Raw genomic sequence first — 19,593 nt, forward strand, 5'->3', positions numbered from 1 at the left:
AGTTGGTCCGCTGCGGCGGGGGATCAGCGGCTGAGAATGCTTTCCAGGACGCTGCGCAGGACGGTCCCGGGGTTTTCGGGGAGGCCTGGACAGCGCCAGGCAACCATTCCGTCAGGCCGGATGAGAACGGCTTCCTGGGAGGTGACGCCATGGGTGGTGGCCCAGTCCTCGGTACCGGCGTGCAGATCGCAGCCGGGGCGGGCGCCGATGCAGTAGGAAACCAGAGGCAGGCTGAGCTGTTGCGCAGTGTCACGTGCGGCCACGTGCCATGGTCCCTCTGGAAGCCCGGAGAGCAGGATGAAGGACTGCTCGTACAGGTCGATGGTGGACCGGGTTTTCCCTTGGTGCTCAATGGTCATGTGCGGGGCCCTGGTGCCGGGGTCGGCTGCAGGCGGAGAGTTCCGGGGATGACCGGCGCACCGGTGTCAGCTCCTGACACGGCGGTGGAGGCGTAGCGGTAGCCCAGGGCCGTCGTCATCAGGTCGGTGCTCTGGGCTGGGTTGTCGGGGGCGGTGTAGCCGGGGTGCTGTTCGTGGGCGGCCTGTTCGATGGCGCGTGCGCTCGTGGCCAGGGCGACAGGGCGCCGCTCAGCGGTGGGTGAGGATCCGCGCGAAGGCGTCGTGGTCGGCTGCGTGCAGTTCCCGCAGCCGCAGATGGTCGCCGCGGAGTTCGGGGACGCGGTTCACCGGGCGGCTCCGTGCGGTGCGGGCGTGGCGGGGATGAGGGTCTCGAGGTCGATCCGGTGGCGGCCCGAGGGCAGTGGTTCGCCGAGCAGGATGCGGCGGGCGGTGTCGGTGACGAGGGCCGCGCCGAGCATGACGCCGCTGGCCAGCTGCGGCCAGCTGGAGAGGGTGCGGCCCACCCGGGTGAGAGCGTCGCTCATCGCGGGGCTCAGCTTCTGTTCGTCGACGATCCTGAGGAGGAAGCGGATGGCCTCCTCACCCTTCAGGCCCGCCGCGTCGGCGGCGGTCGTCGCTCCGATGCGGCCGTGGAAGAGGGGACGGTCCCCTTCGAGGTCGAAGCGTTCGATGTCGAGGACGCCCCGGTCGTTGGTGTCCATGAGGACGGGGACCCGGCGGCGCCGCGCGTGCTCGCGTGCGGCGACCTTCACCCACGGGGTGTCGCACTCCTCGACGAGGAGGTCCAGGGCGTGGTCCTGGTCGCCGATGAAGTCGACGAGGTTTCCGTCGGTGACCCCGCCCCGGTGGACCTCGATGTCCAGGTAGGGATCGAGCTCGTACATGCGCCGGGCGCACAGCACGCTCTTCTCCAGGCCGAGTTCATGGACGCCGGCGCGCAGCCGGTTCAGGTTCGACAGGCCGAGCCGGTCGAAGTCCGCCAGCCGGAAGGCGCCGCCGACGCCTTCCATGGCACAGGTCAGTGCGGTGCTGCCGCCCACCGACAGCCCGATCACGCCGATCCGGCGCCGCAGCAGTCCCTCCTGCTGCCCGCGGGTGATCTTGTCGCGGTTGCGGTCGGTGCGGACCAGGCGGAACTCCGCCTCGGGCAGCACGTGCACCAGACGCCCCGACCACGGATACCAGGCCCACCGGCCGTACCTGCCGGGCCGGCCCGAGACGACCTGCGTGACCGCCCGGTCCAGGGCCTGCCCGGCGCAGGAATCGCCGGGTGCCTGGCATCGCACGAGTTCGGCGACCTGGTCCCCGATGCGGTCGTGCACCTCGCGCAGCAGGGTCGAGTCACGCAGCGCGGACAGGGCCTGGGCCCCGGCAGGCTGTGACGGGTCCAGCAGAACCGGACGGAACGATTCACCGGCCTGGCGGGGCGAAGGGAGGACGAAGGGGGCCGGTTCGGGGCCGGAAGACAGCAAGTGATCCACGGCGACGACGCTAACAATCCAAGATCGTGGATCTTGGTGTGTCACTCGCAGGGGGCGCACTCGAATTGATCTTCTAGCCGGATGCGCCCCCTCTGCGCCCCCGCTGCCCGGACGCGGGCGTGGCGCCGCCGTCGCCCGGCGGGTGCCGGACACAGGACGGCGCCGCGTGACGGAAGGCCAGGACCGGAGGGTGAAGGCCGCGGTGACGGTGGCCTTCCTGCCCGCTGTGCCGGTGACGGCCCGAGGCGGCCGCCAGGGAGGGGTCGATTGCGATCACCGCCCGGTGCCTGGCCGAGTGCTGGCGCCCGAGACCGGTGCACATGCGGGCCTTGAGGAGTTCGCGCACCTCGGGTTCGCCGGGCGGCGGTGCGTCCGCCGGCCGCGTGGGGACAGCGGGCCCAGTCCGCCGCCGCGCGGGCCCGGGATGGTGCCTCCGGGATAGGTGACGGTCCCCTCGTACGTGGATCGCGCGGCCGGCAGCATGTGTGCCGCCGGGAGCACCTGCCGTCGCCACGGCCACTGCGGAAAGGTGAACATCGCGCCGTCCGCAACCTGTTCGCGTATCCCGCAGGCGAAGCCCCCCACCTCGCCGGCCAGCCGGCTTCCTCGTGCGTGCTCGCTGCGGCCCGGCGGAAGCAGCATGGTGAAGTACTGTCCCCTGCCGTGCATGTGCAGGTCCATGTACACGTACCCGAACTGCTCGGCCGCAAGGTCCAGTCGGCTCATGCCTGTGAACGTGGTCGAGGAGAGGCGGAGTGTGACCGGCTCCCCGGTCGCCATCGACTGCAGCAGTTTCCGCACGCGTCTTCTGCGCACTTGTGCACCCCCGTGAGGTGTACTTCCTGACAGCTCCCACACAAGAACGCGGGTACGAGAAGAAGACGGGAAGGGGAGGCATGCGCTCCGGTGAGAGCGCCGGGGGCGGCACGCCATGACGAGGCCCGGGGCCGGCGGAGCTCCCCCTGCCGGCTGCTCGCCAGGTCACTGCGTCCCGCGTCAGGGTGACCGCGCCGCCACGCGGCGACAGCGCCCCGGGGGGGGCGGGGCGGGTGCTCTGGGAGCGGGCCGGGGCGGGCCGGGACGGCACTGTTCCGCGGGCGGGTGGGAGTGTCATGAATGAGGCGGGTTCCTTCCTCGAAGGAGTCATCTGATGGGTACGACAACGAGTCACACGATCGGGATGGATGGCGGCGTGTCGCTTGCCAGGGCTGATGAGACCGCTGAGGGTGCCGGTGTGAAGTCGATGCCGGTGTCCGGGAATGGTCTTTCGCCCGAGCTGCTGGAGGAACTGGCTGCGCTCGCGGCGGAGAAGACCGCGGCCGGCGGTCTGCGTCTGATGGGTGAGGGCGGCATTCTCCCCGAGCTCGCGCAGCACCTCATGCAGGCCGCGCTCGAGGCGGAGATGGACCTGCACCTGGCTGACGAATCGGGCCGGGGAGCGTGAACCTGCCACGTCTGAGCTGCGGCCGCGCGGGTAGGCGGGGAGAACCGCCGCCCTGCCGGCGTATGGAGTGCGAGGACCTACGGCCCCGTACCCCCCGCCGCACGAGGAGATGCCCGCCATGAAGCCCACCCCGGTCCTGCCCCTCCCCCGCCGGCCGGTGCGCGCAGCCGCCGGTACGTCCGCCGCTCTGCCGTCTTCGGCGCTCGACGCGATGCTGGACGCCGCCTACGAGACGCACCGCCGTTTCCGGCACGGTGCTTTCGCCGAGCCCTGCCCGACCTGCCACGTCCCGGCGGGCGAGCTCTGCCTGGCGCGCCGCAGTGTGCACGCCGCCCGCCGGATGGCGCACCGGGTGCGCATGGCGCAGGCCGGGCCGGTTCCCCGTGCGGCCGCGGCGGCCCGCTGACGGGACGGGCGGGCGGCGCCGCCGTCACGGGCCGGCCGGGCCGCGAAGGGGGAGCCGTGTTTCAGCGGACGACGTCGAAGAGGCGCGGTCGGGCGCCGGAAGGCGGGCTCCCCGGCCGGCGGCGCCCGTCGCGGCCAGCCGGGGAGGTGGCCGTGTCCCAGTCCGGCGGGGCGGTGCCCTGATGGACCGCGCGGCCCGGGACGCGGACCATACTGGTCGAGCCCTGATCACCCACTGGACGGTTCCATGGCCAAGAACAGCTCTTCATCGACCGCTGTCCCCGACACCGTGTGGCTCGGGCGGGGGCGTCACCTCGGGCCCGAGGCCGAGCGGGACGTCCGGCGCAACCTGCTCGCCCTCGAGGCGGCCGGGGTGATCGACGGCTTCCTGGATCTCGATCCGGTCGAGGCGGCCCGCTCGAGCGATCTGTTCCCCCGGGACGCCTCCGCCGACCCCGGGCCCTTGGCCCGCCGGCTCTTCGAGGCGCGCTGGCGGGTGGCCGGCGGTGTCACCGTGCGCGCTCAGCTGACCACGTACGAGGCGGAGTCCCGCCGCGGTGAGGGCGAGGGCGTCCTGTGGGTGCTGGCCGCCGAGGCGGAGCGGGCGTGGGAGGCGGAGTGGCCCTCACCCGCGACCGTGTTCTGGCCCGACAGTGAGCAGGTCGCCTGGGATCACGAGCGGGTGCCGGGCGTGCGGCTGCGCCGGACGAACCACCTGCCCAAGGACGACGGCGAGATGCGGCGCCTGCTGCGCGAGTGCGCCCGGCGCAGCTGGTCCATCCATGTCGTGGTGCACGAGGCGATGACGCCGGACGCGCGGGGGCGCCGGCCGGTCACGGCGTTCCTGCCGCCGAGCCTGCGGCACCGGGTGGTCGAGCACCGGGCCACGCCGGAGCAGGCGCTGACCGCCGGGTTCGCGCTGACGCGTGAGCTGGGCGTGGGGCTGCCGCGCGGCGGGGCCGTCGTCCTGCCCACGGCGCCGGGGATGCCGGGCTACGACGCGGAGCGCTTCACCGTGCGCGATGTCTTCCTGGACGGCACGCAGCCGGCCGAACTCCTTGGGAAGATCACGGAGTTCGCGGCCCTGCCGCGGCCGCTGCCGGCCGGCGCCGAAGAGGTCCTGACACGACTGCGCCAGGGCTGGCACCTGCTCACCCCCGACGAGGAGCTCCTCCACGCACGGGCCATGGTCACCAGCTACGCCAGGGCGCTGGAGGCCATGACGGCCTCCTGTGACCTGTACCGGGAAGCGGCCGAGTCGGCGCTTGCCGCGCTCGCCGAGGCGACCGGCGGCAACGGCGCGGCCCGGGTGCCCGCGCCGGCCGCGGCCGGGCAGGACACCTCGGCGCTGAAATCCCTCACGAAGACGCTCGCCCTCTTCCGCCGGCCGAACCGGTAGAGGGCCGAGAGGGAAAGACCCGCGATCCGGTGCCCGGTGCGCGCGGCCGGTGCACGCGGGTTCCGCCCCGACGCGGCCGGGTTCCGGCGGCGGGCTTGCCCAGGGCGGCACGGTGCTTGTGGGGCTTGCGGGGCCGCATTCGCGTGCAGGTCGCTCGCCGTACGGGCCCTGGGGCTGGGGAACGCGGCAGGCGGCGGGGCTGCGAGGGACCGGCCGGCGACAGGCCCGTGGCGGGCCGGCCAGGGGCCGGCCGGCGGAGGCGAAGCCCGCGGCGCCCGCCCGGGGGCTGCCCGCGCGGCCGGGGCCGCGCTTGACCGCGCACGGCGGGTCGTGCGCCGCGCCCTGGGGGACGGCCGGGACAATGCCGGTCATGGCACCCGAAACAGGCACTGCCGAAGGGGCGGCGGGGGCGCGTGTGGTCCTGCTGGCCCTGGCGGCCGGGCAGTTCCTGATGGCGCTCGACAGCTCTGTCATGAACGTCTCCATCGCCACGGTGGCCGAGGACGTCGGCACGACGGTCGCGGGGATCCAGGGGGCCATCACGGCCTACACCCTGGTGATGGCGATGCTCATGATCCCCGGCGGCAAGGCCGGGGCGCTGATCGGCCGCAAGCGCGCGTTCATGACCGGCTGTGTCGTCTACGGGTGCGGTTCCCTGACCACCGCTGTGGCCCCGAACCTTCCCGTGCTGCTGATCGGCTGGGCGTTGCTGGAGGGGATCGGGGCCGCGCTGATCCTGCCGGCGATCGTGGCGCTGGTGGCGGGCAACTTCCCCGCGGAGCGCCGTCCCGCCGCCTACGGGCTGGTCGCCGCGGCCGGGGCGGTGGCGATCGCGGCCGGCCCGCTCATCGGCGGTGTCGCGACCACGTACTTCTCCTGGCGGTGGGTGTTCGCGGGAGAGGTCCTGGTCGTCCTGGGCATCCTTCTCCTCGCCCGTCCGGTCGCCGACGCGGCGGGCGGGGAACGGCCGCGCCTCGACCTGGCCGGTACGGTGCTGTCCGCCCTGGGGCTGGGGAGCTTCGTCTACGGTGTGCTCCGCTCGGGCGAGTGGGGCTGGTTCCAGCCCAAGCCCGGCGCGCCCGCGCTGCTCGGGGTCTGCCTGACCGTGTGGCTGATGCTGCTGGGCATCGGGCTCAGCTGGCTTTTCCTGCGCTGGGAGGCCCGCCTCGTCCGGCAGCGCAGGGAGCCCCTCCTGGACCCCGCGATGCTGCGGAACAGGCAGCTGACCGGTGGCCTGACGATGTTCTTCTTCCAGTACCTCGTCCAGATGGGCGTGTTCTTCGTCGTCCCCCTCTACCTCTCCGTCGCCCTGGGCCTGTCCGCGCTCGCCACCGGTGCCCGCCTGCTGCCGCTCTCGGTGACCCTGCTCGCCGCCGCCGTCCTCATCCCGCGTTTGTTCCCCCGCGTCTCGCCCCGGCGCGTGGTACGGATCGGGATCACCGCGCTGCTCGTCGGTGCGGTGAGCCTGATGGCCGCTCTCGACGCGGGCGCCGGCGCGGAAGTGGTCACGGTTCCCCTGCTCCTGATCGGGCTCGGGATGGGCGCGCTCGCCTCCCAGCTGGGTTCGGTCACCGTCTCGGCGGTGCCGCAGGACAAGAGCGCGGAAGTCGGCGGCGTCCAGAACGCCGTCACCAACCTCGGCGCCTCGATCGGTACCGCACTGGCCGGATCGATCCTGATCGCCTCGCTCACGTCGTCCTTCCTGGCGAGCGTGGAGCGCAATCCGGCGGTTCCGGCCAGTGTGAAGAGCCGGGCGGCCGTGGAACTCCAAAGCGGCGTGCCCTTCCTCTCCGACGCCCAGCTGCGCAGTGCCCTGGCCGAAGCGGGCACCGGGGAACAGCTGACGCAGGACGCGCTGGAGGCGAACGCCGCCGCCCGGCTCGACGGGCTGCGCGCCGCACTCGCCATCCTCGCTCTCGCCGCGCTCCTCGCCCTGTTCTTCACCCACCGCATCCCCACGGCCCAGCCCGGCTCGGCCGGGCCGTGACCCGCCGCGGGAACCCCGGGGGCGCCTGAGGGCCAGGCGCCGCCCGGCCGGGAGCCCGCGGCGCGAAGACGGAAGCGGGCGGCGGGGCCGGACAACGGCAGGCCCGCCCCAGGGGCGGCGACCCGGCCCGGAGGGTGACCCGCCCCGGAGGCGCGGTGACCGGGCCCGGTGGTGCGGCGACACGGCCCGGGGGTGCGGCGACCCGGCCCGGAGGGGCGGCGACCCGCTCCCAGGGTGGTGACCCGGCCCGGGGGGTGGCCCGCCCCGGAGGCGCGGTAACCCGCCCCGGGAGCGCGGTGACCGGGCCCGGTCAGGGTCGTTGTCCCGGCATGAACAAGATCCTTTCCCTCGCGGCCCTCACCCTGCTCGCCGCGAGCACGGCCGGCCTCGCCCACGCCGCCCCCGGGCCCGGCACCGCGGAACTCGTCCTGAGCGTCAGCGCAGCCGACGCAGGCCGGACCGAGGCAGTACTCCTCTCCTGCCCGGCCGGGCCGGGCGCCGGCCACGTCGAGCGGGCGAGGGCGTGCGCCGACCTCGCGGAGGCCGGCGGGGACTTCGACGCGCTCCACGCCCTGCCCCGGCCCGCCGGCACCCCTGCCTGCGTCGCGGGCAACGACCCCGTCGTCGCCACCGCGACGGGCACCTACCAGGGGCGGCCCGTCGACTGGACGCGGTCCTACGCCCACACCTGCGCCCTGCAGGCCGACACCGCGAGCCTGTTCCTCTTCTGACCGGCCCGGCCCGGACCGGGCCAGGGCGGTCACCGCATCACCGCAGGCCGCTGCGGGGCCTTCCGCGGCCGGCGACGTACGGCGTGCACGGGGGGCGGGCGGCCGCACGGCCGGTGCGGCAGACCCCGCCCTGTCCCGGGCGGTCCCGTCGCCGGCCCTCACCGGGGGCAGCCCGGGGTGGTGCGGGCAGCGCGCCGGGCGGGGCGGGCCGGCCCGCGGATGCGTAAGGGGGCGGGTGACGCGACCCTGAGGGTATGACTGATCCACTCGTCCCCCCGGAGGAGACGCCTCCGGCCGAAGGCTCGACTGCCGAGGCGCACGAGGAGCGTGCGGACGGCGGTCTGTGGGAGCATCCGGGCTTCTGGATGTGGCTGATCATCGCCGGCGCGGTCCTGGTCGCCGCCTTCTTCGTCGTCCGCATGATCGCTCTGTAAACCACGGCGGTGCCCCGGCCGGCGGTACCGGCCCTGCCCTGCTCTGCGCGCCGGGTGCTGCCGCGGGCCGCCCTCGAACGTGCCCCCGAGAGGGGGTCCGGGCTCCGGCCGGGGCGGCCCTCCGACGCGGGCGGCCCGAAAAAGTACCTGCCGGGGCACTTCGGCGCGCTGTGCGCGTTCTCCTCGGTGCCTCCCGGCGGCGGCTCCTGGTCGTGCTCTGGCGGGAGTGACCCGGCGGCCTGGCAGGCGAGCGGCTCGTACGCGTACGGCAACAAAACGCCGGTGAGGACTGCCCGCTGCCGGCAATGACGTCGGCGGCGCCCGGCGGCAAGGATGGGCGAACCGATCAGGCGCCGGCCTCACCGCCGTATCCGTCTGTCCGCCCCGGCGCTGGCCGTTTCGGGGCGGGCCGGTCGTGCGCCGGCTCTTTCGCGAAGCCCCTTCGGACGACACCCTCCAGGAAGGTTCCCCTGATGAGACCGACCCGCGCTGCCCTGACCGCAGCGGCCCTCGTCCTGACGCCGGCGCTCCTGCTCGCCGCGCCCGCCTCCGCGGCCGCCGGCGGCCCGGGCGCCGGGGTGACGGCCGTAGCGCGCACGGGCGGCCCGGACACGCCGGTGAGCGAGATGTCCGACGACGACGTCCGTGTCGCGATCCTGCGGATCATCGGCGACCCGGCCACCGGCCGGTCCGTCCGCGACCGCGCCCAGGCGGCCATGGACGGCACCGCCGAGGACCGGCGGTACTTCCTGGAGACGGGCCGGTGGGCGGCGAAGGAGATCGACGACCGTGTCGAGGTCTTCCGCATCCTGGCGGCCGCGGGAAGCAACGGCGACAGAGCGGTCGTCCGCGAGGCCACCAAGGCGCTGCAGGCGGGTACCGCTCAGGCGCTGCGCGGGTTCCTGGAGAGCGGGCACCGCCTTGCCCGGGCCGAGGACGACGCGGTCGCCCTCTTCCGGCTGCTCGCCGATCCCGCCCTTGCGCCCGCGCTGCGCGCCGAGGCGGAGCAGGCCCTGGAGGAGGGCACGCCCGAGGCGTTGCGGTCCTTCTGGGAACGCCGCCGGTAGCAGGGGTGGTTCGTCTGGCCGGCCGGCCCCGGGCGCCGGGAGCGGGGGCACCCGCCCGCCGGAGCCGCCCCCGGCCGTGCCCCGGCCGGTCGCGGCTCCGGTGGCGGCTCCGGTCGCGGGCCGGTGGCGGGCCGGTGGCGGGCCGGGCGCCTGTGGCGGTTCGCTCCCCCGCGGGTGCTGCCCGCCGCCCGGCCCGCGGCCGGCGCTCTGTGTCCGGCTGCGCGGTCTGCCCGGCGCGGCCCGGGGCGGGAGTGTCGGTGGCCGGAACGGGGGTGTGTGGGGGCATCCGGGGGACAGTGTGCCCGGCAGGGGGATCACTGGTGGCGGGGCGCGGCGCGCGCTCTTAGCTTCGGCCCATGACCAAACGAAAGATCGCCTACGCGGCGTTCGCCCTGTCCCTGTCCGCCACTGCCGTCGGTGCCGGCGCCCCTGTGGCGGCCGGCCACACCGTGCACTGGGTGAAACCCGGTGAGTCGGTCCAAAAGGCCGTGGACGCGGCCCGGCCGGGAGACACCGTGATGCTGGCTCCCGGCACCTACCGGGAGAGCGTCAGTATCACCACCTCGAACCTGACCCTGCGGGGTTCGGGTGCCCGTTCCACCGTCCTGGTGCCGGCCGAGGCACCCGGCACCCATGTGTGCGGCAAGGCCGGGCACGGCATCTGTGTGACGGGGACCGAGGGCCGGCCCGTCGGGCAGGTGACGCTGCGCTCGCTGACCCTGCGGGGTTTCGCCAAGAACGGTCTGTGGGCGACGCGGACCGAGGGCCTGCGGGTGCAGCGGGTGAGTGCGGAGAAGAACGGGCAGTGGGGCCTGGCCCAGGAGCGTTCGGTGCGCGCCGAGTTCAGTGACAACACCGCCCGGGACAACGGCGACGCCGGGATCTTCGTCGCCAACACCATCGACCGGGAGAAGGGCGCGGACGACGCCGAGGGGACGGTGATCAGCCGTAACGTGCTGTCCGGCAACCGGATCGGCATCACGGTGCGGCGCCTGAGGCACCTGAGCGTCGACCGTAACGAGGCGACCGGGAACTGCGCGGGGGTGTTCGTCGTCGGTGACGAGGTCCTTCCGCGGGCCGGGGAGATGAGCGTGAGCCGCAACCACATCCGGGCCAACAACAAGCACTGCCCGGCCACCCCCCGGCTGTCGTTCCTGCAGGGTTCGGGCATCGTCCTGACCGGCGCGGAGAAGACGCAGGTGACACGGAACAGGATCGTGGACAACGTCGGCACCTCGCCGATGTCGGGCGGGATCGTGCTGTACAAGAGCTTCGTCGGGGCTCTCAACGAGCACAACGAGATCCGCGACAACGTCGTGCTGCGCAACGGCACGGCCGATCTGGCCAACCGTGACACCGGGAAGGGCAACACCTTCGGCGGCAACAGGTGCGCGGTCTCGGAGCCTGCCGGCATGTGCTGACCCTCCCCGGCCACCCTCCTCGGCACGACAGCAAAGGCTAGGCAACGGATGACGACTGTTGATCCCTCTCCCCCGCCGCCCATGCGGCTGAGGGAGCTCGTTTTCGGGGCGGCGTGCGCTGCCGCGGTCCGTGCGGCCGCCCGCCTGGGTGTGGCGGACGCCCTGACGCAGACGCCGATGGCCGTGGAGGATCTGGCCGCGGCGCTCAAGACCCAGCCGCAGACGCTGCGCAGGCTGCTGCGGGCCCTGGCCTGCCAGGGGGTGTTCACCGAGCTGGCCGACGGCACCTTCGCGCACACGGAGATGTCCCGGCTGCTGCGGGAGGACGATCCGCACAGTCTGCGGTACATCGCGCTGTGGTGCACCGAGCCGTGGACGTGGGACGTGTGGCCGAAGCTGGACGAGGCGGTGCGCTCGGGCCGCAGCGTGTTCGAGGAGGTGTACGGCAAGGAGTTCTTCACCCATCTCCACCAGGACACTCCCGAGTCGGCGCACGTGTTCAACCGGGCGATGACGACCTCGAGCAGGCAGTCCGCGCAGGACGTCGCCGCGCTGCTGGACCTGGAGGGGGTGTCGTCGGTCGCGGACATCGGGGGCGGGCAGGGGCACGTTCTGGCGAGTCTGCTGGAGAAGCATCCGTCGGTGCGCGGGACGCTGCTGGATCTGCCGATGGTGGTGGAGATGGCCGATCCGCGGCTGCGGGAGGGCGGGGCGCTGGCCGGCCGGGTGCGGATCGAGCCCGGGGACTGCCGGCAGAGCATCGAGGTCCAGGCCGATGTGTACATCCTGAAGAACATCCTGGAGTGGGACGACGACAGCACCCGCCGGGCGCTGGCCAACGTCCGCAAGGCGGCCCGGCCCGGTGCGCGGGTCGTGGTCATCGAGAACCTCGTCGACGACACCGCCTCGATGGCGTTCACCACCGCGATGGACCTGCTGCTGCTGCTCAATGTCGGGGGTGCGAAGCACACCCGCAGCAGTATGTGCGAGCGGCTGGGCGAGGCGGGGCTCGTGGTCGGGCAGATCCGGCCGGTGAACGCCTACCTCCACGCCTTCGAGTGCACCGCGCCCGGCTGATCACGCGCGGCCGGGCACACGAAAAAAGAGGGACACCGGGCGGCACAACCTGTGAGGCCGCCGTCTCCGCGTCGGTGCGGAGGCGGCGGCCTCACGAGTTGTGCCGGGGGCTCCCCGCCGGCGAAGGGGGCCGGTCAGGGGCGGGGGTCGCGCTCCCAGCGGTAGAAGCAGTGCGCCATGGCGTCCTTGGGGCTGCGCCAGGTCTGCGGGTCGTAGGCGCTGACGTAGGCCGACAGCTGCTCGCTGGTGCTGCGGAACTCGGGGTGCCCGGTCAGCTTCGCGATGGCGGGGGCCGGGTCTTTCTCCGCTTCGATGAGGTGCAGGTACACGTCGCCGAACTGGAAGAGGCTGCGCCGGGAGACCCCGACCAGATGCGGGAGTTCGCCGCGGTCGGAGGCGGCGAACACGTCGGCGATCGCCGGTGCCGAGCCCGGGGCCATGCGGGCGACGATCAGAGCGTGGTGCATCGGTTTCCTTTCTGCGGTGTGCTGCGTGCCTGCGGCTCAGCCGGGCATGACCGGTGCGTGCGGGCGCTGGCGGGCGGCCTGTTCGATACGGTCGCGGATGAGGGCCATCTGGGTGGCGGAGTTGCGGTTGATGCGCTCGGTCATGCCGGCGTCGTCGACGGGCGCGTCGGGCTTCATGGCGAAGTCCTGGATCCAGCGCATCCGGATGCCCGCGGGCTGTTCGGCGTACTCCCAGCGGATGTTCATGTGGTCGAAGGGCCCGGTCTCGACGCGGTGGGCGCGCACGGTGCGGGTGGCGCGGTCCACGGTGCGCTGTGACACCCAGCTCCACACCTTCCCCGACTCGTCGGGGTGCATGGTCAGGCGGAACGTCGTGGTGTCGCCCTCGCGGGCCAGGACGTCCACGGAGGCGTACTCGGTGAACAGCCGGGGCCAGTTGTCGATGTCGTTGGTCATGTCCCAGACGAGGTCGAGGGGGGCGTCGATGGTGATGCTGTTGTCGGTGTGGCCGGGCATGGTCAGACTCCGGTCTTCAGGGTGCTGTTGACGAGGGTGAGGAAGTCGGCCGGCGTCTTGCTGCGCTCGGCGTCGGGCGGCAGCGCCACGCCGTGGCGGTTCTCCAGCTCGCCGACGATGCCCAGCAGACCGAGGGAGTCGACGCCCAGGGTGCTGAAGGGGGTGTCGGGGGTGTTCTGCAGCACGCTCGGGTCGACGGTGACGCCGGCCGACTGCTTCATCAGCGTGGCCAGTTCGCCGAAGGTGAGTTCGGTGATGCTCATGGTGTGCTCCTTTGCGTCCGGTTTTCAGCGGGCGGGTTCGTCCGCGCGGCGTACCACCAGCGCCGCGTTGGATCCCATGAGTCCTCTGCTGAGGACCAGGGCGGTGCGCAGCTCGGCGGGCCGGGCGCGGGTGGTGACGAGGTCGAGGTCGTGGCAGATGTCGAAGACGTTGGGGGTGGGGGGGATCAGGCCGTGTTCCATGGCCAGGACGGCTGCCGCGGTGTCCAGGACGGGCGCTCCGCAGTAGGCGCGGCCGGTGCCGGTCTTGGGGGCGGTGACGGGGACGCGGGCGGCGTGGGGGCCCAGGGCGTCGGCCAGGGCGAGGGCTTCGGCGCGGTCGGCGGCCGGGACGCCCAGGGCGTCGGCGAAGACGACGTCGATCTCGTGCGGGTGGCAGTCCGCTTCCTGCAGGGCTGCGGTGATGGCCCGGGCGAGGCCTTCGCGGGATTCTTCCCAGCGGGAGGCGCCGGTGAAGGTGGCGGCGTGTCCGGCCAGGACGGCGCGGATGTCCGCTCCGCGTTCCAGGGCGCCTTGTTCGTCCTCGACGACGAACATCGCTCCGCCTTCGGCGGGTACGAAGCCGCAGGCGGCGGTGGTGAAGGGCCGGTAGGCGCAGTCGGGGTCCTCGGCGGTGCTCAGTTCGCGGTAGCCGAGCTGGCAGACCATGGAGTAGGGGGCGAGGGGGGCTTCGGCCGCTCCGACGACGACGGCGGCGGCGCCGGTGGTGCGCCGTACGGTGCGGGCGGCGTGGGCCAGGGCGTCCAGGCCGCCGGCTTCGTCGCTGGCGACGACTCCGCAGGGTCCTTTGAAGCCGCCGCGGATGGAGATCTGGCCGGTGCTGGCGGCGTAGAACCAGGCGATGGACTGGTAGGGGCCGACGTAGGTGGATCCCTGGCCCCACAGTTTCTGCAGTTCTCGCTGGCCGAATTCGCCGCCTCCTGAGCCGGCGGCGGTGACGACGCCGATGGAGAAGGGGTCGTGGGGGTCGGTGGTGTTCAGGCCGGCGTCGTCCAGGGCGAGGGAGGCGGCGGCCATGGCGTAGTGGCTGAACCGGTCGGTCTGGACGAGGAAGCGTTCTTCGATGAGGTCGGCGGCGTCGAAGCCGCGGACCTCGCCGGCGACTTTCAGGGGCAGGTGCGCGCATCCCTCGCGGGTGATCCGGTCCAGGACGGTGAGGCCTTCGCGGATCGACTTCCAGTACGCGTCGGTGCGTAGTCCGTTGGGGGCGATGACGCCGATTCCGGTGACGGCCGCCCGCCGTGGGCGTTTCGTACTCATCGTGTCGTGCCTCCCGGTCGGGTCAGGAGCACCGCGGACTGGAAGCCGCCGAAGCCGCTGCCGACGGAGAGCACGTTCTTCAGCTTCCGTGGGCGGGCGGTGCGCGGGACGTAGTCCAGGTCGCACTCGGGGTCGGGGGTCTCGTAGTTCGCGGTGGGGGGGACCACCTGGTGGCGCAGGGCGAGGACGCAGGCGGCGACCTCGATGGCGCCGATCGCGCCGAGGGAGTGGCCCACCATGGATTTGATGGAGCTCATGGGGGTGCGGTAGGCGTGGGCGCCGAGGGATTCTTTGACGGCGGCTGTCTCGTGCCGGTCGTTTTGGCGGGTGCCCGAGCCGTGCGCGTTGACGTAGTCGATGGCGGTGGCGTCGAGCCTGGCCTGGGTGAGGGTGTCGTCGATGGCGCGGGCCATCTCCAGGCCTTCGCCGGTCAGGCCGGTCATGTGGTAGGCGTTGCCGTAGGTGGCGTAGCCGCCGATCTCGCAGTACACGTGGGCGCCGCGGGCGCGGGCGTGGTGGTATTCCTCCAGGACCAGGACGGCGGCGCCTTCGCCCATGACGAAGCCGTTGCGGTTGTCGTCGAAGGGCCGGGAGGCGTGGGCGGGGTCGTCGTTGTCGGGGGAGGTCGCTTTGATGGCGTCGAAGCAGGCCATGGTGATCGGCGATATGGGCGAGTCCGACGCGCCGGCTATGCAGATGTCCGCCCGGCCGTCCTGGATGGTGTGGAAGGCGTAGCCGACGGCGTCGAGTCCGGAGGTGCAGCCGGTGGAGACGGTCTGGACGGGGCCGCGGGCGTGGAAGCGTTCGGCGACGAGTGAGGCGAGGGTGCTGGGTGAGAACGCGCGGTGCAGGTGCGGCCGGGCCGCGTGGTGGTCGACGTCCCAGCGCCGGCCGGTGTCGCTGACCAGGACGTAGTCGTGTTCCAGGCGGGTGGTGCCGCCGACGGCGGTGCCCATGGAGACGGCCGTGCGCCAGGGGTCTGAAGCTTCGGGGTCCCATCCGCTGTCGTGTACGGCTTCGGCGGCGGCGACCGCGGCGAACTGGATGTACCGGTCGCTGTGGGCGATCAGGTCCGCGTCGAGTCCGTGGGCGGTGGGGTCGAAGTCGCATTCGGCGGCGATGCGCGAGCGCAGGCCGGCCGGGTCGAACAGGGTGATCCCGCGGGTCGCGGTGCGCCCGGCGGACAGCAGGTCCCAAAACGCGCGGGTTCCGCTGCCGCCGGGGGCGATGACGCCTATGCCGGTGACCGCCACGCGCCGGGTCACTCGACGGCCCCGCTTGTCTCGGGGGCCCGGCCGGTGTCGTGGACGGACAGGTGCGGGCCGGTGGCGGCGAGCCCGGGGGCGCGGCCGGTGTCGTCGGCGGCTTCGGTGTCGACGTGGCCGAGTTCGGGGCGGGGGGCGAGCGGGCCGAGGTGGAAGACCATGCGGGCTTCGGTGGAGCCGGTGTTGCGGAAGCGGTGGCGCATGTCGATGGGGATCAGCAGGCCCTGGTCGGGGCGCAGGGTGTGGCTCTCGCCGTCCAGGTCCACTTCCAGCTCGCCGGCGACGACGTAGACGAACTCCTCGGAGTAGGGGTGGTAGTGCTCTGCGATGCGCTCGCCGGGCTGGACGATGGCCAGGCCCATGAAGCCGCTGGTGGAGCCGACCGTGGCCGGCGTGAGCATGGCTCGCAGGTCACCTCCGCGCCTGTGGTTGGGCTGGGTGTCGGTCAGGCTCACGATGCGGGGCCGCTGCTTGAGCATGGTGGTTCCTCCGGGGGTGGGGCGTGGCGGGCCGGGGCGGCGCGGGGGCCTTGACGGGTCGGTCAGGGGGCGGCGCGGGGCCTTGACGGGTCGGTCAGGGGGCGGCGCGGGGCCTTGACGGGTCGGTCAGGGGGCCGCGGTGCGGTCGGTGACGGGCTGCATCTCGGCGTGCGACAGGAGCCGGTTGAGGGTGCGTTCGTCCGTAAGGGAGCCCTCGGCGCCGATCGCGGGGCCGTCCAGCAGGCTTTGAAGGCGGTCATCGGCCACCGGGCCGCCCGGGGCGGTGGGGGTGAGGCCGAGGGAGGCCACAGGGTCGAGGTCGAGGTCGCCGGTGATGTCGATGAGGCGGACCACGATGTCGTCGCGCTGGAAGACGGTGCTGCTGTGGACCGGGTGGTCGGGGGCGGCCGCGGCGCGTTGGTCCTGCTCGGCCAGGAGCCGGGCGAGTTCCAGTCCGCGGCCCGGCCGGGCCGGGTAGTACAGGGCGTGGCGGCGCAGCTTGTCGGGCGCCGGCCGGCTGGAGACGACGTGGTGGACGGCCGGGAGCGCGGCGCGGGTGAAGAACAGGCGGGCCGATTCGGGGTCGCGCAGGTCCCGGTCCTGCTCGAGGTAGGGGTTGATGGCTTCCTCGACCGCGCGTACCTCGGGCTGGCGGGCGACGTGACGCAGGGCGGTCAGCAGGTCGCCTTCGACCTCGACGGCCCGCACGACACGGTTGCCGTGCATGAACAGCGAGGTGCGGCGCAGGCGGGTGGTCTCGTCCACGCGGGCCTGGGGCGACTGGTAGGCGGACAGGAGCTCGGCGACCTTCGATTCGCTGCCCGGTTTGACGGTGAAGGTCAGGGCGTGGCGGACCACTCCCTCACCGACGCGGGGGGCCAGATGCCCGGCGGCGGGCACCACACCGGCGTCATGGGCGTCGTGGGCGGCGGGTACGGGTGCGGGTGCGGTCCCGGACGGGCCGGTCTCGCGCAGGATGCTGTAGCGCATCGAGCGGGTGTCGCGCACGCAGCTGTGCATGGGTTTGACGGTCTCGACGTGTTCTTCGCTGTTGACCCAGGCGAGGAACGGCGGGGCGCTTTCCCATTCGCTGGTGATGAGCCACTGCGAGGGGTTCTCGATGGACTGGCACAGCTGGTCGCTGACGTGGCCGGGGACGGAGGCGACCTGTCTGCGCATGACGTCGTAGGCCTGAAGGAACTGTTCCTGGGCTCCCTCGTACAGGTCGAGCAGCAGGATCACCCGCAGTCGCGAGCCGTCGAATGCCGACTGTGATACGCGCCCCGCAGGAGTCATCGGGCGCACCTCGTCTCTTCGTCAAAGGGGGGGATGGCGGAAACGGCGGAACACGACGGCCGCGGGCGAAAGCGCACCGGGGCGCCGTGTGCCGATCGTTGAGCGGGGCGGGGGGCTTCGCCAGCCTGGTGAGGCGGACGAGTGAACTGCGCGGCAACCGGGTGTCCGGGGTACGGGAGCGGGGACGGGGGCGGGCAGGCATGGGCTTGCCATCCCCGACCGCGCGTCGCTGCTGAGCTGGAGGCAGGCAATGAACCGATGTGAACCGACGGCCGGCGAGATCGGGCACCGCACCCCGGTGCTGATCGTCGGCGGCTCTCTGGTGGGCTTGTCGGCCTCGCTGTTCCTGGGGCGTCTGGGGGTGGCGCACACGCTGGTCGAGCGTCATGCCGGGACCTCGATCCATCCGCGCGGGCGCGGTAACAACGTGCGCACGATGGAGCTGTTCCGCGGGGCGGGGGCGGGGGAGCGGATCCGCCAGGCGGCCTCGGTGCTGTCGGGCAACAACGGGATCCTGCAGGTGCCGAGCCTGGCCGGCGGCCGCGACGAGGGCGAGTGGCTGTTCAGGGAGATCGACCCCGGCGGGGGGCTGGCGCGTTTCAGCCCCGCCCAGTGGTGCCTGTGCAGCCAGAACAACCTGGAGCCGGTGCTGCGCCACAGTGCGCTCGAGCTGGGCGGGGATCTGCGGTTCGCCACGGAGCTGATGTCGTTCGAACAGGATGCCGAGGGGGTGACCGCGCAGGTCAAGAGCCGTGAGAGCGGTGAGCATCTGACGATCCGCGCGGACTATCTGGTGGCCGCGGACGGGCCGCGCAGCCCCGTCCGCGAGCGCCTGGGCATCGCGCAGAGCGGCCCGGGCGACCTGTTTCACAACGTGAGCATCACCTTCGTCTCACGCTCCCTGGCCGACGTCGTCGGCGAGAGGCGTTTCATCGTGTGCTACCTGACCGGCCCGCAGGCCGACGGGGCGCTGCTGCCGGTCGACAACACCGAACGCTGGGTGTTCCACGCGCCGTGGCACCCCGAGCGCGGCGAGACGCTGGAGGAGTTCACCGACGAGCGGTGCGTGCAACATATCCGGCGGGCGGTGGGCGTGGCCGACCTCGATGTGGAGATCACCGGCAAAGCACCGTGGCACGCCGCCCAGCGGGTCGCCGAACAGTACGCGCAGGGGCGGGTGTTCCTGGTGGGGGACGCGGCCCACGAGATGCCGCCGACCGGCGCGTTCGGATCCAACACCGGCATCCAGGATGCCCACAACCTCGCCTGGAAACTGGCCGCGGTCCTGCAGGGCTGGGCCGCGCCCGCACTGCTGGCGTCCTACGGCACCGAACGGCGGCCGGTCGCCGAGGCGACGAGCAACCGCGCCTCGGCACGCTCGGCCGAACACAGCCACCCCGGCTACGCCCCGGGCGTGGAGACGGGCGGCCCTCCGGGACGCAAGGGCGGCATCCTCAACGTGGTCCTGGGCTACCGCTACCCCCACGGCGCGGTCCTGGGCGCCGACCCCGAACAGCCCGTCGTGCCCGACAGGCTGCACCTGACAGGCGAGCCCGGAACGCGGGCGCCTCACCTGTGGCTGCAGCGCGGCACCGAACGCCTCTCCACCCTGGACCTGTACGAACGGACGCTGGTGCTGCTGTGCGGGGCCGGCGACCCGGGCGGATGGCACACGGCGGCCGCCGCAGTCGCCGAAGATTTGGCGGTACCGCTGGCCGCCTACCGCATCGGCACCAGCGACAGCGGTGGCGGTGAGGAGGGGGCCGACCTGGCGCCGTCGGACGGGCAGGACTGGGCCCAGGCCCACGGCGTCACCGAAAGCGGAGCCATCCTGGTACGCCCCGACGGGTTCGTCGCCTGGCGCAGTCCGCAGGCAGCCGAGGACCCCGGGGCGCAGCTGCGGGCCGCGGTGAGAGGAATCCTGGGACGGGAGTAACCGAAGGGCGGGAGCTCCCGGAGGGAGCGGGGCCCGGAGGGAGCGGTCCCGGACAGGAGCGGGCCCAGAGGGCAGTCGCCGTCAGGCGGGAGCGGTCCCCGGACGAGAGCAGCCGTCGATGGCAGCGGCCCCCCGGACGGGAGTGGCAGAGACCGCATATGAGGGCCCGTTGCTTGGTGCCCGGTTGCTCGGCGCTTGGTGCCTGTGGCTTGGATTGGTGCCCCCTGCTTGGTGCTCGTTGCTTGCTGCCTTGTCCTCAGCGCGCTCACGGCGCCGGCGGACCGGCGG

19 protein-coding genes are annotated in these 19,593 nt (G+C 73.0%); 10 read left to right on the forward strand and 9 right to left on the reverse strand.

The genetic code is table 11. The features are described from left to right. Window positions 1–23: 23 nt before the first annotated feature. Together ACFZBD_RS32170 and ACFZBD_RS32175 are read right to left on the reverse strand one after the other, a co-directional pair. The gene (locus ACFZBD_RS32170) at window positions 24–359 is read right to left on the reverse strand and encodes a hypothetical protein (RefSeq protein WP_391146598.1); all 336 of its coding nucleotides are present in this window, start codon (window positions 357–359) and stop codon (window positions 24–26) included. Window positions 360–682: 323 nt separating this feature from the next. Next, window positions 683–1,840: a ThiF family adenylyltransferase gene (locus ACFZBD_RS32175; RefSeq protein ID WP_391146602.1), complete on the reverse strand. Its 1,158-nt coding sequence runs from the start codon at window positions 1,838–1,840 to the stop codon at window positions 683–685. Between the two features lie 1,150 nt (window positions 1,841–2,990). Here ACFZBD_RS32175 and ACFZBD_RS32180 point away from each other — a divergent pair. The 9 genes from ACFZBD_RS32180 to ACFZBD_RS32220 all read left to right on the forward strand — a co-directional run bounded on the left by ACFZBD_RS32180 (window position 2,991) and on the right by ACFZBD_RS32220 (window position 11,805). Continuing rightward, window positions 2,991–3,284 (forward strand): hypothetical protein, encoded by a 294-nt coding sequence (locus tag ACFZBD_RS32180; RefSeq protein WP_391146604.1) that lies wholly within the window; start codon window positions 2,991–2,993, stop codon window positions 3,282–3,284. A gap of 118 nt (window positions 3,285–3,402) precedes the next feature. Beyond that, window positions 3,403–3,690 carry a hypothetical protein gene (locus ACFZBD_RS32185; RefSeq protein ID WP_391146607.1) on the forward strand — a complete coding sequence of 96 codons (288 nt, stop codon included), beginning with the start codon at window positions 3,403–3,405 and terminating at the stop codon, window positions 3,688–3,690. Between the two features lie 246 nt (window positions 3,691–3,936). Next, on the forward strand, window positions 3,937–5,088 hold the full coding sequence (locus tag ACFZBD_RS32190; protein ID WP_391146609.1) for a hypothetical protein: 1,152 nt from the start codon (window positions 3,937–3,939) through the stop codon (window positions 5,086–5,088). A 370-nt stretch (window positions 5,089–5,458) separates the two neighbouring features. After that, entirely contained in the window at window positions 5,459–7,075 is a 1,617-nt protein-coding gene (locus ACFZBD_RS32195) for an MFS transporter (protein WP_391146611.1), read from the forward strand. A 329-nt stretch (window positions 7,076–7,404) separates the two neighbouring features. Next, window positions 7,405–7,806, forward strand: a complete 402-nt coding sequence (locus tag ACFZBD_RS32200; RefSeq protein ID WP_391146613.1) for an SSI family serine proteinase inhibitor — start codon at window positions 7,405–7,407, stop codon at window positions 7,804–7,806. Between the two features lie 254 nt (window positions 7,807–8,060). Then, complete coding sequence (locus ACFZBD_RS32205) at window positions 8,061–8,240, forward strand: DUF6480 family protein (protein ID WP_391146615.1); 180 nt, start codon at window positions 8,061–8,063, stop codon at window positions 8,238–8,240. Window positions 8,241–8,713: 473 nt separating this feature from the next. Next, window positions 8,714–9,307: an ALF repeat-containing protein gene (locus tag ACFZBD_RS32210; RefSeq protein WP_391146617.1), complete on the forward strand. Its 594-nt coding sequence runs from the start codon at window positions 8,714–8,716 to the stop codon at window positions 9,305–9,307. Window positions 9,308–9,663: 356 nt separating this feature from the next. Continuing rightward, complete coding sequence (locus ACFZBD_RS32215; RefSeq protein WP_391146620.1) at window positions 9,664–10,728, forward strand: right-handed parallel beta-helix repeat-containing protein; 1,065 nt, start codon at window positions 9,664–9,666, stop codon at window positions 10,726–10,728. A gap of 48 nt (window positions 10,729–10,776) precedes the next feature. Then, window positions 10,777–11,805 carry a methyltransferase gene (locus tag ACFZBD_RS32220; protein WP_391146622.1) on the forward strand — a complete coding sequence of 343 codons (1,029 nt, stop codon included), beginning with the start codon at window positions 10,777–10,779 and terminating at the stop codon, window positions 11,803–11,805. 134 nt (window positions 11,806–11,939) lie between these two features. Here the strand turns inward: ACFZBD_RS32220 and ACFZBD_RS32225 are convergent, their stop codons facing one another. From ACFZBD_RS32225 to ACFZBD_RS32255, 7 genes are all read right to left on the reverse strand, one after another. After that, window positions 11,940–12,272, reverse strand: coding sequence for a TcmI family type II polyketide cyclase (locus tag ACFZBD_RS32225; RefSeq protein WP_391146624.1), 333 nt, complete (start codon window positions 12,270–12,272; stop codon window positions 11,940–11,942). 36 nt (window positions 12,273–12,308) lie between these two features. Further along, window positions 12,309–12,788, reverse strand: coding sequence for an SRPBCC family protein (locus tag ACFZBD_RS32230; protein ID WP_391146625.1), 480 nt, complete (start codon window positions 12,786–12,788; stop codon window positions 12,309–12,311). Between the two features lie 2 nt (window positions 12,789–12,790). After that, complete coding sequence (locus ACFZBD_RS32235; protein WP_391146627.1) at window positions 12,791–13,051, reverse strand: phosphopantetheine-binding protein; 261 nt, start codon at window positions 13,049–13,051, stop codon at window positions 12,791–12,793. 24 nt (window positions 13,052–13,075) lie between these two features. Further along, window positions 13,076–14,329, reverse strand: a complete 1,254-nt coding sequence (locus ACFZBD_RS32240; RefSeq protein ID WP_391146629.1) for a beta-ketoacyl synthase N-terminal-like domain-containing protein — start codon at window positions 14,327–14,329, stop codon at window positions 13,076–13,078. Continuing rightward, on the reverse strand, window positions 14,326–15,594 hold the full coding sequence (locus ACFZBD_RS32245) for a beta-ketoacyl-ACP synthase II (protein ID WP_391146632.1): 1,269 nt from the start codon (window positions 15,592–15,594) through the stop codon (window positions 14,326–14,328). Before ACFZBD_RS32245 ends, ACFZBD_RS32240 begins: the two co-directional genes overlap by 4 nt. After that, window positions 15,591–16,073, reverse strand: coding sequence for a cupin domain-containing protein (locus ACFZBD_RS32250; RefSeq protein WP_391146635.1), 483 nt, complete (start codon window positions 16,071–16,073; stop codon window positions 15,591–15,593). Before ACFZBD_RS32250 ends, ACFZBD_RS32245 begins: the two co-directional genes overlap by 4 nt. 126 nt (window positions 16,074–16,199) lie before the next feature. Further along, complete coding sequence (locus ACFZBD_RS32255; RefSeq protein WP_391146638.1) at window positions 16,200–17,369, reverse strand: SchA/CurD-like domain-containing protein; 1,170 nt, start codon at window positions 17,367–17,369, stop codon at window positions 16,200–16,202. Between the two features lie 250 nt (window positions 17,370–17,619). Between ACFZBD_RS32255 and ACFZBD_RS32260 the strand changes: the two genes are divergently transcribed. Next, on the forward strand, window positions 17,620–19,305 hold the full coding sequence (locus ACFZBD_RS32260; RefSeq protein WP_391146640.1) for an FAD-dependent monooxygenase: 1,686 nt from the start codon (window positions 17,620–17,622) through the stop codon (window positions 19,303–19,305). Window positions 19,306–19,593 lie beyond the last annotated feature (288 nt).

The organism is Streptomyces sp. NPDC008121, from assembly GCF_042957155.1.
In the GTDB taxonomy this organism is placed as follows: Bacteria; Actinomycetota; Actinomycetes; order Streptomycetales; family Streptomycetaceae; genus Streptomyces.